This is a genomic window from Arthrobacter sp. GW460-12-1-14-TSB2 (genome assembly GCF_059423525.1).
The window spans coordinates 75,096-86,994 of the sequence record NZ_JBWKYC010000012.1 but is presented as its reverse complement, the minus strand read 5'-3'; the positions used below and the strand labels follow the sequence as shown (position 1 = coordinate 86,994).

Genomic DNA, 11,899 nt, shown 5'->3' with positions numbered 1-11,899 from the left:
GTTGCGGCAGGGTAGCAAGTCCCGGATTTCAGTTAGGCTTCACTTTGGGAGAACCCCCGACCATTTGCCTGTGAAGGATGCCATGACCCAGGAAAACAAACGCGCCGCAATCATCATCAATCCCGCCAAGCCGGTGGACTTTGATGTCCGCGGCCTGATGGCCAAACACTGCGCTGACGCCGGATGGGATGAACCCCTGTGGATCGAAACCACCAAGGAGGACCCGGGCGTCGGGCAGGCGAAGGAAGCGCTTGAGCGGGGCGCCGACGTCGTTATAGCTGCCGGCGGCGACGGCACCGTACGGTGCGTGGCCGAGGTCCTTTCCGGCACGGACACCCCGATGGGGCTGCTGCCGCTGGGGACCGGCAACCTGCTGGCCCGCAACCTCGGGATGGATGTCACCGACATCGAAGGGGCGATGGCGGGTGCCCTCACGGGCGAGGACCGCAAGATCGACGTCGTCCAGGCCGTCCGGAGCGACCCGGAAAAGGAGCAGCTCTTCCTGGTCATGGCCGGCATGGGCTACGACGCCACCATCATGGCGGACACCAACGAGGACCTGAAGGACAAAGTGGGCTGGCTGGCCTACGTGGACGCCGGCATCCGGAACCTTCCGGGAAAACCCGTGAAGGCAAACATCGTCATCGATGGAAAGTCGGTGGCACACCGCCGGGTCCGCAGCGTCATGGTGGGGAACTGCGGCAAGGTCCAGGGCGGTCTGGAAATCTTTCCGGACGCGAAGGTGGATGACGGCCTGCTGGATGTGGTGGTCCTGGCGCCGCGGGGCAAGCTCGGCTGGTTCTCCGTGGTGGCCGGCATGATCGGCAAGGGCCGGGGCAAGGACACGTCGGTGGAGTACTTCCAGGGAAAAACCGTTGAGATCACCTTTGAGCACCCGGACGACTACCAGCTCGACGGCGACCACGAGGGCGACACCAAGTACGTCAACATGACCATGCTTCCCGGTGCGCTGACCGTCCGGATGAGCGCGGCGGCCGACGCCTAGCGGCACTGCCCAGCCTGGGCATCAGACATCGGAGGTTCGACGGCGGCCCGCTCCCAGAGGGCGGGCCGCCGTCGTTCTTGCCTGGGCTGCTGGATCAGTCCGCGAGCAGCCTGCCCCACCTCGGTGCGAGCAAGGGGGACCCGGCAAGTTTGAGGCAGTGCCACAAAGTCACCGCCACGGAGTCCAGCACCGGAATGCCGGTTTCTGATTCCACCTCCGCCGCGATGTTGGCGCCGTACAGGTTGGTGCAGAGGTAGATCAGGGCGTCCGGGCGGGCTGCGGCCAGCTCCAGCGACCCCGGCCGCATTTCCTCGTCCGTCACCCTGGCGAACGACTCGTTGTCGCTCAGCCCCAGGGCCCGGTGGCCGATGGTTTTGATGCCGTCCGTCTCGTAGGAGGCCATGATGGCGCGGTTCACGTCCTCCGTGTACGGCGTGAAAAGGCCTATCCGTTCCGTGCCGAAGGACTCGAAAGCCTCCAGGTAGGCGAGCGTGGACGTGGTGGCCGGGATGCCGGTCGCGTCCATGATTTCGCCGACCAGCCCGCGGTCGTGGTCCGCGCCTAGCCAGGAGCCGGACGTGCCGTTCCAGGCGATGACATCCACATCCGCCGTTGCCAGCAGCTCGGCGGCGGCGCGCATGACAGCGGGATCAAACTGCTTGTCCGAGGAGTCATCCAGGGCGATCCGGGTGACGGGGATCCGGGTGAAGTGGATGGTGACGTCGTCCCGGTCGCCCAGGATCCGGTAGCTCTGCGGCTCCAGGCAGGTGTTGGAGGACGGCACGATCATGCCGATGCGGGTCTTGCGTGCTGCGGAAGGCATGGTTGCTCCTACTTTGCTGCGAAGAGGGTTGCGGGAGTGGCGGCGGCCGAACCGGCACCGGACGAGAGGTGCTCGTGGAAGCCGTTGCGGGCCACGAAACGTCCCACCGCGCCGGGATCGTGGAAGCCGTCAGCGTCCAGCACCACCCGTCCGGCGGACACTACGACGGCGGGCCAGCCGGTGAGTGTGCGGCCATCGAACGGTGAGAAGTCAGTGCCCATGTGCAGCGCACCGCCGTCGACCGTCCGTTCCTCGGCGGGGTCGAAGATCACCAGGTCGGCGTCGAAGCCCTCGGCAATGGTCCCCTTCCGGGGAACCGCGTTGACGCGTGCCGGGCCTGCGGAGAAGACCTCCACGAAGGCCTCCACCGAACCGCCGGTTGAAACCACGGCTGTGAAGGTGACGGGCATCCGCGTTTCCACACCCGGAAGGCCGTGCGGCATGGCGCGGACGTCGTCCGTCCGTTCACGCTTCTGGGACAGGTCGTAGCAGGAGTGGTCCGAGGAGACGGTGTGGATGGCGCCGTCGGCCAGCCGTTCCTTGAGCGCGGCGACGGTTTCGGGGCTGCGCATGGGCGGGCAGCAGGCGTACCACTCGGGAAAAGCGGAGCCGTACGCCGTGTCATCGAGGGTGAGGTAGTGCGGGCACGTCTCGGAATAGGCCTCCTGGCCGCGGGCACGTGCCTCGGTGACCAGGTCGACGGCGCCCGGGGTTGACTGGTGCACGAAGTACACGGGGGCTTTGGTGTACTCGGCCATGGCAAGGGTTTCCTTGACCGAGATTTCCTCGGCAAGCTCGGGGCGGGTCCGGTGCAGGTGCTCGATGCCGATCCTGCCGTCGTCGGCGTGCTGTTGCGTGCAGTCGCTGATGATGGGGTCGTGTTCGGCGTGGATGTAAGTGAGGCCGTCCAGCCGCACCATCTCACGCATGACCTTCAGGATGGTGTCCCCGTCCGCCATGGTGGTGCCGCGGTTGGTGGTGTACATCTTAACCGAGCGCACACCTTCGGCGGCCAGCTGCTCCAGCTGCCACGGCACGGTCTCGTCCCAGCTGACAACGGCGCCGTGCAGGGCGACGTCGCAGCGGGACTCCTGCGCCAGTTCCTTCTTGTGGAGCACAGCGGCCAGCGGGGTTTCCTGCGCGTCGCGGGGAATGCCGAAGTCGATAATGGTGGTGGTGCCGCCCCAGAGCGCTGCCGTGGAGGTGGTGCGGTAGTCGTCCAGGGTGCGGAAACGTCCGGTCACCTGGGCCACGTGGCAGTGGCCGTCCACGCCGCCGGGAACCACCAGCCGGCCGGTGGCGTCAACGATGCGGTCAGCGGCGGGGACCGGTTCGGCAGCGTCGATGAGCTGGTCGATGCGGCCGTCGCGGACCACCACGTGGGCGTTCCGGCGGCCGAAGCTGTTCACCACGGTGCCGTGGGCGATGACGAGGTCTGGAATGCGGGACATCATTGTCCTCCTAGTTCTTTGAAGCGGCGCTTGTTGAAGCGGTGAGTGCAGACTGGGCGGCGGCCAGTGCGGCGTCGAGGTTTTCGGAGAGGCCCTTGCGGGCTTTCACCGGTGGCGGCGCGAAGGCGCCGGCGCGGTGCGGTCCGGACTGAAGTCCGACGACGGCCTCTGCCATGCGGATGCCGGCCGAGATGCCATCCACCACCGGAACGGGGATCTGGCCGCGGAGTTCGCGGGCCAGCCCGGCGAGGGGCGCGCCGGCGAGGATCACGACGTCGGCCCCGTCCTCGGTGACCGCCTGCAGGCTGAGCGCCAGCAGCGTTTCCTTGAAGTCCTGCTGCACGGAACCGATGCCGGTGAGGGTCTCATTGATGGAGCGGATGGAGGCCAGCCGGCCGCCGAGGCCGAAGCGCTCCACGCAGTCCAGATACCAGGGCCGGATCCGGTCGGAGATGGCGATGATGGAGAAGCGGTGGCCCTGCAGGGCGGCAGCGCACAGCGCGGCCTCGGTGATGCCGATGACGGGGACGTCCGTGAGTTCCTTCAGGGCAGGCATGCCCGGATCGCCGAAGGCCGCCACGACGACGCCGTCGATGGGCGCCGCGTCGGCGGGTGCAGCGGAGGAGACCGCGCCGCCGCCGGAAGTCTCCGGGGTGTATTCGGCGATGACCTCGGCCACGGCGCCGGCGGCGATCAGGGACTCGAAGCGGGTTTCGATGTATTCGACGCCGTGCCCGGCGGTGCGGACCACCAGTTCGGTGCCCGGCGAGGCGGAGCGCAGGGCTTCCGATTCGATCAGCGCCGTGACGTCGTCGCTGATGTTGGGGTTGATGACTAGGAGCTTCATTTTTTCTTCCGGTGAAGGGCGGGTTCTGTTTTCTGGAAGTCGTCGGGGAACTGTTCACGGTATTTGCCGATGTGCGACGCCGACTGGGCGGCGGCGCGGTCCGGATCGCCGCTGGCGATGGCGCCGTACAGGTCCCGGTGTTCCTGGATCAGTTCCGGCAGGTCGCTGACGTGGCGGAACAGCCAGTGCATGCGGCCCTGCAGAGGTTCAAGAGCGGACCTGAGGAAGCCGTTGTCCGCGATCCGGGTAATGGCGTCGTGGAATTCGCTGTTGGCCCGATGTGCCTCCATGACGGCGCCTTTGGTGAGGCAGCGTTCGGCCTCGTCCAGCAACCCGTCAAGGTAGGCCAGATCCTCCGGCGTTGCGCGGACGGCGGCGAGGCGGCAGGCCAGCACCTCCAGTGATTGGCGGACATCGAAGAGATCCTCGACGTCCTTGGGGCTGAGTGAGCTGACCTCGGCGCCGCGGGCTCCCCGGTCGCTGAGGAGGCCTTCCTGGCGCAGCATCCGCAGCGCCTCCCGGACCGGCAGCCGCGAGACGTTGAACTCGGCTGCAAGGTCGCGTTCCACCAGCCTGGTGCCGGGAGCGTAGTGCCCTTCGAAAATCCGCGTGCGGAGCGTGTCCCGGACAGTCTCGCGGAGGGGGCGTTCCTTGTCCTGGGTTTCTTCTGCGGTAAGCATGGTGCTCCATTCGGTGTTCTTGACGGGTGGTGCGCTCCCGGCGCCGGGAGGAGGTGCTGCGGTGCCTAGCTTAGGGCCGCCGGCTTAGGGCCGACCGCCTAGACGGGCAGGCGCTTGTTGTAGTCCAGCATGAGGACGGACACGCCCATGATGATGGCGGATCCCACGAAGTACAGCAGCGCCCAAGTGTAGGAGCCGGTGGCGCCGACGATCAGGCCGACGGCGATAGGGGTGACAAAGCCCGAGATGTTGCCGCTGAAGTTCATCGCGCCGCCCAGGACGCCGGCGTTGGTCCGGCCGCCCAGGATGGACGGGATGCTCCAGAACAGGCCCACCCAGCGGAGGAAGAACATCACCACGGAAAGAAGTACGACGGCGGTGGTCGGGTCCGCCACGACGGTCACCCCGATGAGGCCGCCTACCACCACGACGCTTGAGGTTCCCAGCAGCGTGCGCATGACGCGGTTGGCCGAGGCTCCGGCTGCCCGCCACTTGTCGGCGATGGTGCCACCCAGGATCTCGCCGACGAAACCGGCGCCGAAGATCACGAACGTGGACCAGCCGATGGTTTTCAGGTCAAAGCCCTTGGCCTGGGCCAGGTAAAGCGGACCCCAGGTAAGCAGGCCGTAGAACACGCCGTTGAAGCCCAGCCAGCCGAAGCACATGGCCCAGAAGGAGCGGAATTTCAGGTAGGGGAGCAGGGCGCGCTTGCCCTTGCTGCCGTCCAGCTCGGCTTCGGCGTCCTCGGCCGCGTGGGAGGCTTCGATGTATTCGGCCTCGGCAGCGTTAACTCCGCGGTGCTGGCGCGGGTTGTCCCGGACGTACCACCAGACGGCAAGGCCCATGAGCACCGTGGCGGCACCGGCGATGACGAAGGAACTGCGCCAGCTGCCGGTGGCGGCGATGAGGCCGGCGATAAGGATGCCGCCCAACCCGGCGCCCAGGGGAGCGCCGGCGTCGAGGATGGTGGCACCGCGGCCGCGTTCCGACTTGTGCATCCAGATGGCATTGAGCTTGCCGCCGGCAGGCATGACCCCGGCTTCCGTTACGCCGATGCCCAGCCGGGCGATGAACATGCTCAGGAAGCCGCCGGCCATGCCTGAGGCGGCCGTTGCGGCGCCCCAGCCGACGCAGGAGGCTGTCATGACTTTGCGGGGGCCGAACTTGTCGATCAGCAGGCCGACGGGGATCTGCATGAGGGCGTAGGTCCAGAAAAAGGCGGAGAGGAGGAGGCCCACCAGCTCAGGTGCGAGGTTGAATTCCTTCTGGATGATGGGGAGCGCCACCGAGATGGAGCCCCGGTCGATGTAGTTGACGGCGACGAGGACGAGGAGCAGCAGGAAGAGCTTCCAGCGGACGTTGGTGCGCCGTTGCACTCCGTCCTTGCCGGTCTGGCCTTCGGGGGACTGAACTGCTGTTGGATCGGTTTCGGTACTGGGAAGAGACACAGCTTCTCCTTCACGGGGAAGATTGCGGGCAGGGGAAAGACTCTGGTGCTGTGGCTGGCCGGGGCCGGATCGGGCGGCGGCCGTACTGTCCCGGCTGGATCTGCGTACGCCTTTCGTGGCGCCAGGCTCCGGGAAGATGTCACTTTTGGGATCCCGTTTTGGGATCCCAAAATTAAAGATAGAAGTGAGCCCCGCCACTGTCAAGGGTTTTTCGCCCGCTGGCCGGCGGGCAGCCTATTTACCGATTGTGACTGCCGGCAGCTACCGGCTGTCGCTGTGCGCGAGGATCTCGGCCAGCTCAGCCAGCCGGTGCGCCCGTGCCGATTCAGCAGGCGTAAAGGGCTCGCCGGGGCGGTAAAAGGTGATGGGGCCGTGCCAGGCCGTCGGGATCTTCAGCACCGTCCCGGCGTCGGCAGCGGCCGGGGCTTCCTCACGGCCCTCCGCGGCCACGGGTACGATCCTCGCCGAAAGCAGCTCGGCGACGGCCAGCGGAAGCTCATCCGGGTTGCCCGCAATCCGCGCGGCAAGGCTCAGCGCCTTGGTCTGGCCGTCCGCCATGGCCAGGGCCGTGGTGGGCCAGACGTGGGAGTGCCTCCCGCCGCCGTCGCGCAGTGCCTCAAGCATCTCCCGCTCGCCGAGATGCCCAGGGGCGGACAGGACGAACTCGTCCATGACGCCGCCCGGCACCGGATGGAGGTGGATGCTGAGGATGTTGGTGTCCAGCCGTGCCAGGGCTTCCGTGATTTTTTGAAGCGACCCTGGCTGGTCGCGCAGCACTGTGCGTGCGCGCCACAGGGCCGGCGCAGTGTTCAGCCGCTTGCGGTGCCGCAGGGCAGGAGCGTGCAGCCAACTCCTCAGCATCCTGGCCGCGGAGGGCTCAGCAACCCAGATCACCAGCACCGTGGCGGTCAGGGTGAGGACCAGGACTTTGGCCACATAGGGAAGGTGCGTCTCCACCACGGCGGCATGCACAAGGAGCTCAATGGGCAGCATGACGGCGATATTCGCCAGTGTCAGCCGGGTTTTTGTGGGTTCCGGCATCTGGCCGCAAACTTCGCAGCTCAAGTCGGCCGATTCGGGGGACTGTGCCTTGCGCTTCATACTCACATCATGTCCGGGCCCTGTTTCAGAGGCGTTGCAACCGGGTCACGATTGTCGGCTATGATGCTGCATCCCTCAGCAAGTAACCCAGGGGTATCCGGCGGCAAGGAATACAAGTACTGCCCTGCTCGCCGGGCAGAACCGCAGTGCCCAGGCGGGTATTACGCGCTGCCACGGCGGTGCTCAGCGGGAAAAGGCGCGTACGTAACTCTCGTGACCGCACCGTCGAGTGGCGCGTTGAATGGAAAGGCATACCATTTCCTTTTTACCGAGGGGGAGGTCCCGGTGACCATCAGCGAAGACCGTGCGGTTAGCCACATCGGTGTAATGAGGCCGTGGCTCGGGCAGGAGGAAGCGGACGCTGTCGTGCAAGTGCTTTCTTCGGGCCGGACGGTTCAAGGGCCACGCGTAGGGCAGTTTGAAGAGGCGTTCGGTTCGGCGCAGCAGGCGCCGCACGCCGTCGCAGTGTCCAGCGGCACCGCGGCCCTCCACCTGGCGCTCAGGGTGGCCGGGGTTCAACAGCAGGACGACGTCGTTCTGCCCTCGTTCTGTCCAATTGCCAACGCCGACGCCGTGGGCCGCCTGGGCGCCCGGACGGTCTTTGCCGATGTGGAGGCCGGAACCGGCAATGTCTCGCGCGCGACCATCGAGGAGGCGCTGACACCGGCAACCCGGGCGGTGATCGTGGCGGACCAGGGCGGCATGCCTGTTGACTTGGAACCCATCCGCGACCTATGTGATCCGCTCGATGTCACAGTTATCGAGGATGCCTCCTGCGGCGTGGGCTCCACCTACCAAGGACAGCCGGTGGGCGCCGGCGCCGAACTGACCGTGTGGTCCTTCGATTCGTGCGAGGTCCTGACCACCGGCGAAGGCGGCATGCTCACCACCCGGAAAGAGGCGTGGGCGGCCGCGGCCCGGCAACTTCGTGACAACACCGGGAATGACGCGGGATTCGATCACCGCATGACCGATCTGCAGGCCGCCATCGGCCTGGTCCAGCTGGGGCGGCTGCACGAAGCCGTCGCCCATCGCAGGGAAATTGTCGCCAGCTACCAGCTCGCGCTCTCACGGATCGCAGGGCTGCGGTTCATCAAGGACCCGGACTACGGCAGCAGCAATTTCCAATCCTTCTGGATGGAAGTGCTGCCGTCATTCGCCTTGCCCCGGGATGAGCTTCTGGAGCGGCTGTCCCGCGACGGTATTTCTGCCGGCGTCGGGCTTACGGCGGTCCATCGGCAGCCGGCGTACTGGGACCGGGACACCGGCCTGGCGGACCTGTCGGTCACCGAGCGGCTGGCGGACCGGCTGGTGGTCCTGCCGGTGTATCACCAGTTGACCCCCGGCGAGCAGTCCAGGGTGCTCCGCTCTGTCCGGCTCGCGGCGGCCGGAATACCCGTCACCGTTCGGCGCGGCAAGTGGACCGGCGGCTTCCGGCGCACAGACGCGGCCAGCGCCTGACCGCCGGATCGTCAGAGGGAGCTTTCGGACTCTTTCGCTGACGATCCGGCGGTGGTGAGTTCCCTGTCGGTACCCGCGAGCTGGGCCAGCAGGTCCCGGATCTCGGCCAGCAGTGCGGTGTCCGCCGGAATGGGCTCCTCCTCAGGCTCCGCCGTCGCCAGCCGGCTCTTCACCAGCGAGTTGATCTTGTTCATGGGTGCCACGAAGATGAAATAGACCACCGCGGCAGTGATGAGGAAGGTCACGAAGGCGGTGATGACGCCGCCGATATTGACGAATGTCTTGCTGTTGCCGGGCCAGATGGCAAAGCCCAGGCCTTCGGTCTGGACCCCGCCGGCCGCTGCGATGATCGGGTTGACGATGTGTGTGGTGAAAGCGGTCACCAGCGCCGTGAACGCCGTGCCGACGACGACGGCAATGGACAGTTCGATCACGTTCCCGCGAAGGATGAAATCCTTGAATCCTTTGAGCATGGGGGTCCTCCGGTTTGCGTTTCTGTCGGTGATTTAACCGATAGACAATACCAGTCCGCCCCTTCCGATCGCTCCCGCGAGGGGGGGCTGGAAGCCCGAGCCGGGCCACTTTTGAGGGTGCCGCCGGGTGGCCGGGCGTAGGATTTGAAATGGACGCCAACGCTGCCGCCATCAGACTGGCACCGTACGGAAAGGCGTGACCCCCCTTGAAGCTTTTGGCCGAGATGTTCACGATTGCCCCCGGCAATAAGGACCATCAGGTCGCGATCCGTTGCGCCGTGGGTGTCTATGTTCCGTTGATCATCCTTGTCCTGATCGGCCGGAGCGACCTGGCGATCTTCGCCTCCTTTGGTGCCTTCACCGGAATCTATGGCCGCGGGGAGCTGCACCGGAAGCGGCTTTTCATCCAGATGCGCGCCGGTTCGCTCATGCTGCTCGTCATCCTCATGGCCACGTTGTCCGCCCGCGCTGGCCAGGCCCTGGGGCTGTCGGACGCCGCGAGCACTTGGACACAGGTGGCAGCCACCACGGTGGTTGCCGGGGCGTGTTCGCTGGTGATTGCCTTGTGGCGTCACCGGCCGGCGGGTTCGTTGTTCCATATCTTCGCCTTCGCGGCCATCGCTTCGATTCCGAACCAGCCGCCGCTCTGGCAGTGCATGCTCGTCGCGATTCTCACCACCGCGTTCTGCCTGCTGATCGGCATTTCCTCCCGCCTGGTGCGGAGCCGCCGAACGCCCTGGGCCATGCCCGCGCCGGCCCGGCTAACGCAGGAGGAGAAGCGCGCCGCCTGGCTTGAAGCTGTGGGCTACGTTGTGGCTGCGGGGCTCGCCGGAACACTGGCCACCATCGTGGGGCAGTGGCTTGGCTTCGGCCACAACTACTGGGCCATGGTGGCTGCAGTCGTTCCGTTGGTGGGCCGGACCACCCGACACCGCGTGGCCAGGGGCATCCAGAGAATCATCGGCACCGTGCTGGGGCTGATCGTGCTTGCCGGTGTGCTCTTGCTGAATCCCGCGCCCTGGCAGATGGTCCTGATGATCGCCGCGTGCCAGTTCGGCGCAGAGATGTTCATCGCCCGCCAGTACGTCCTGGCGCAAATATTCGTGACGCCGCTGGCTCTCACTGCCACGCTGCTGGCGGCGCCCACTGCCCCCGAAGTTCTGCTGCGGGACAGGATCGTCGAGACGGTCATCGGCGCCGCCGTCGGCATCGCCGTTGTGGGTGCACCCGCCGTTTGGCGGCGGATGCGGGCGGGGGACAAGGCGCGGCGCATTGCCGCGTCATGAGGCCCGGCCGCTTGGAGCGCCCGGCTGTTAGGAAGGCCCGACGGCGGTCCGCTTGCCTGCCGCTGCGGTGACCGCCTGCGGCACCAGCACGAGCGCCGCCACAGCGAGGACGGCCGCGCCGGCGAAGACGTAGAAGCCCCAGGGGTAGGCGATTCCGGCGGCCACCAGGGTGCCCGTCACGGCCGGGCCGAGGATGGCGCCGAGGCGTCCGACCCCTGCGGCGAAGCCCAGTGCGGTGCCGCGCAGCCGGGCCGGGAACAGCTGGCTGACCCAGGCGTACACCAGCACCTGTGAGCTGAAGACGAAGACGCCGGTCACGAACACGGCCGCGTTCAGGAGCAGTTCGTTCTCGATCTTCACGCTGAGCGCTGCGAGGAAGACGGCGGAGAGGAAGAACCAGAGAAGCACGATCTTCTTGGTTCCATGCTTGTCGGCCAGGATGCCGGCCACCACCAGGCCAACCACCGCGCCCACGTTCAGGACAAGGAGCAGGGAGAGTCCTGCGCTGAGCGTGTAACCGGCGGAGGACATGAGTTGCGGCAGCCAGGTGTTCAGCCCGTACACGAGCAGCAGGCCCATGAAGGAGGCGACGGCGATGCCAGCCGCAACGAGGGGGTACGGTTTCCGGCCGAGGTCCCGGAAGCTGGCGCGTTCTTCGACTGAGGGCTCGGCGGGCTCAGCGGCTTTGGCGGGATGGGTGCCGGACGCCGGAGAGATTGCCGGCAGGGAAACAACCGCGGGCAGCGTTTCCGGCAGCTTGAACCACAGGAACGGCACCAGCGCGAAGCCGGCGATACCGCCGACCACGAACATGATGCGCCAGTCCGGGATGACCATCAGCGCCAGGAAGGCGGTGGCCACGGCCCCGGCGTGGTAACCGGTCATGGTCCGCGTGGTGGACTTGCCGGCCGATCCCGCGGGGGCGTAGTCGTTCATGTACGCCAGGGCGGCCGGGAGGCAGGCACCCAGCCCCAGCCCCGCCAGCAGCCTGAAGATGCTGAAGACGGCAACGTTGGGGGCAAAGACCACGGCAATGGTGAAGATGGAGAACCACGTCACGCAGGCAACCAGCAGGTTCCGCCGGCCGAAGCGGTCCGAGAGCGGCGCAATGAACAGCGCTCCCAGCCCTACGCCCACCAGTGAGATCGTTGCGGCGAACGTGGCGCCGACGGCGTCGAAGCCGAGGTCGTGGGTCTTGATGAGGGTGGGGATGACGGTGCCGAGCACCACCAGGTCAAAGCCGTCCAGGACCATGGCCAGCCAGCACAGCCAGACGGGCCAGCGTGATTTGTTTTCCAACGACGTCGTTGACATTGCTACCTC

At 66.6% G+C, this 11,899-nt stretch carries 11 protein-coding genes; 3 read left to right on the top strand and 8 right to left on the bottom strand.

All coding sequences use genetic code 11. The features are described 5' to 3' along the window. The first annotated feature begins 82 nt into the window (after nucleotides 1-82). Nucleotides 83-1,006, top strand: coding sequence for a diacylglycerol/lipid kinase family protein (locus AC07YR_RS14965; RefSeq protein WP_436059155.1), 924 nt, complete (start codon nucleotides 83-85; stop codon nucleotides 1,004-1,006). Nucleotides 1,007-1,100: 94 nt separating this feature from the next. Here the strand turns inward: AC07YR_RS14965 and AC07YR_RS14960 are convergent, their stop codons facing one another. From AC07YR_RS14960 to AC07YR_RS14935, 6 genes are all read right to left on the bottom strand, one after another. Beyond that, nucleotides 1,101-1,829: a maleate cis-trans isomerase family protein gene (locus AC07YR_RS14960; protein WP_494734440.1), complete on the bottom strand. Its 729-nt coding sequence runs from the start codon at nucleotides 1,827-1,829 to the stop codon at nucleotides 1,101-1,103. A gap of 8 nt (nucleotides 1,830-1,837) precedes the next feature. Further along, the gene (locus AC07YR_RS14955; RefSeq protein WP_494734439.1) at nucleotides 1,838-3,280 is read right to left on the bottom strand and encodes an amidohydrolase family protein; all 1,443 of its coding nucleotides are present in this window, start codon (nucleotides 3,278-3,280) and stop codon (nucleotides 1,838-1,840) included. A gap of 10 nt (nucleotides 3,281-3,290) precedes the next feature. Continuing rightward, entirely contained in the window at nucleotides 3,291-4,127 is an 837-nt protein-coding gene (locus AC07YR_RS14950) for an aspartate/glutamate racemase family protein (RefSeq protein ID WP_494734438.1), read from the bottom strand. Continuing rightward, on the bottom strand, nucleotides 4,124-4,807 hold the full coding sequence (locus tag AC07YR_RS14945) for a GntR family transcriptional regulator (RefSeq protein WP_494734437.1): 684 nt from the start codon (nucleotides 4,805-4,807) through the stop codon (nucleotides 4,124-4,126). Before AC07YR_RS14945 ends, AC07YR_RS14950 begins: the two co-directional genes overlap by 4 nt. Before the next feature lie 98 nt (nucleotides 4,808-4,905). Further along, entirely contained in the window at nucleotides 4,906-6,255 is a 1,350-nt protein-coding gene (locus AC07YR_RS14940) for an MFS transporter (protein WP_055799964.1), read from the bottom strand. A 261-nt stretch (nucleotides 6,256-6,516) separates the two neighbouring features. Continuing rightward, the gene (locus AC07YR_RS14935) at nucleotides 6,517-7,356 is read right to left on the bottom strand and encodes an ACT domain-containing protein (protein WP_436059150.1); all 840 of its coding nucleotides are present in this window, start codon (nucleotides 7,354-7,356) and stop codon (nucleotides 6,517-6,519) included. 285 nt (nucleotides 7,357-7,641) lie between these two features. Between AC07YR_RS14935 and AC07YR_RS14930 the strand changes: the two genes are divergently transcribed. Continuing rightward, nucleotides 7,642-8,817 (top strand): DegT/DnrJ/EryC1/StrS family aminotransferase, encoded by a 1,176-nt coding sequence (locus AC07YR_RS14930; RefSeq protein ID WP_494734436.1) that lies wholly within the window; start codon nucleotides 7,642-7,644, stop codon nucleotides 8,815-8,817. Between the two features lie 11 nt (nucleotides 8,818-8,828). Here the strand turns inward: AC07YR_RS14930 and mscL are convergent, their stop codons facing one another. Further along, on the bottom strand, nucleotides 8,829-9,290 hold the full coding sequence (mscL, locus tag AC07YR_RS14925) for a large conductance mechanosensitive channel protein MscL (protein ID WP_494734435.1): 462 nt from the start codon (nucleotides 9,288-9,290) through the stop codon (nucleotides 8,829-8,831). Nucleotides 9,291-9,496: 206 nt separating this feature from the next. Between mscL and AC07YR_RS14920 the strand changes: the two genes are divergently transcribed. Continuing rightward, entirely contained in the window at nucleotides 9,497-10,576 is a 1,080-nt protein-coding gene (locus AC07YR_RS14920) for an FUSC family protein (protein WP_494734434.1), read from the top strand. Nucleotides 10,577-10,603: 27 nt separating this feature from the next. On the opposite strand, the gene AC07YR_RS14915 is transcribed toward AC07YR_RS14920, so the two are convergent. Then, nucleotides 10,604-11,890, bottom strand: coding sequence for an MFS transporter (locus tag AC07YR_RS14915; RefSeq protein ID WP_494734433.1), 1,287 nt, complete (start codon nucleotides 11,888-11,890; stop codon nucleotides 10,604-10,606). Nucleotides 11,891-11,899 lie beyond the last annotated feature (9 nt).

Bases quoted from the DNA above. Each gene is read 5' to 3' on its own strand.
- AC07YR_RS14965 (WP_436059155.1), top strand. From the start codon at position 83: ATGACCCAGGAAAACAAACGCGCCGCAATCATCATCAATCCCGCCAAG.
- AC07YR_RS14960 (WP_494734440.1), bottom strand. From the start codon at position 1,829: ATGCCTTCCGCAGCACGCAAGACCCGCATCGGCATGATCGTGCCGTCC.
- AC07YR_RS14955 (WP_494734439.1), bottom strand. From the start codon at position 3,280: ATGTCCCGCATTCCAGACCTCGTCATCGCCCACGGCACCGTGGTGAAC.
- AC07YR_RS14950 (WP_494734438.1), bottom strand. From the start codon at position 4,127: ATGAAGCTCCTAGTCATCAACCCCAACATCAGCGACGACGTCACGGCG.
- AC07YR_RS14945 (WP_494734437.1), bottom strand. From the start codon at position 4,807: ATGCTTACCGCAGAAGAAACCCAGGACAAGGAACGCCCCCTCCGCGAG.
- AC07YR_RS14935 (WP_436059150.1), bottom strand. From the start codon at position 7,356: ATGAAGCGCAAGGCACAGTCCCCCGAATCGGCCGACTTGAGCTGCGAA.
- mscL (WP_494734435.1), bottom strand. From the start codon at position 9,290: ATGCTCAAAGGATTCAAGGATTTCATCCTTCGCGGGAACGTGATCGAA.
- AC07YR_RS14915 (WP_494734433.1), bottom strand. From the start codon at position 11,890: ATGTCAACGACGTCGTTGGAAAACAAATCACGCTGGCCCGTCTGGCTG.